Source organism: Gilvimarinus gilvus (genome assembly GCF_030518155.1).
GTDB classification, from domain to species: Bacteria; Pseudomonadota; Gammaproteobacteria; order Pseudomonadales; family Cellvibrionaceae; genus Gilvimarinus; species Gilvimarinus gilvus.
In genome coordinates, this window is the sequence record NZ_JAULRU010000439.1 from 1 (window position 1) to 441 (window position 441).

The 441-nt window shown below is 68.5% G+C and carries 1 protein-coding gene; it reads right to left on the reverse strand.

All coding sequences use genetic code 11. The features are described from left to right. On the reverse strand, positions 1 to 441 hold a 441-nt coding region (locus QWI17_RS08770), incomplete at both ends, for a TolC family protein (protein WP_302722145.1).

Consider the following 441-nt stretch of genomic DNA (forward strand, 5'->3'; position numbering starts at 1 on the left):
CAGCCCAAGCAAGCTCTGATTGGCCTTGAGCGTCAGCCAGGTCCCGGCCACTTCGCCGATCAAGGCCATGCGTGCAGCCTGGTAGTCGGCCAGCGTGGCATGAAAGCGCGCCTCGGCCGCATGGGCCTGGCTTCGTGCCCGGCCGAAGAAGTCCAGCTCATAGGCCGTGAACCCCACGGTGGCCTGGAAGGTGTTGGCCACGCTGCCGGCGCTGGAGCCGCCCCCGGGGGTTTGCTCCAGCGCCGGCAACTTTGCGCGCCCGGCATAGGTGTCGACGCCCAGGCTGGGGTACAGCGCTGCCGCGGCGCCCTGATAGCCTGCCCTGGCCTGCGCCACGCTGGCTGCGGCTTGCTGCAAGTCACGGTTGTCGACCAGGGCCAACTCGATCAACCGGCGCAAGCGGCTGTCACTGACGAACGCTCGCCAATCCGGGTCGAAAGC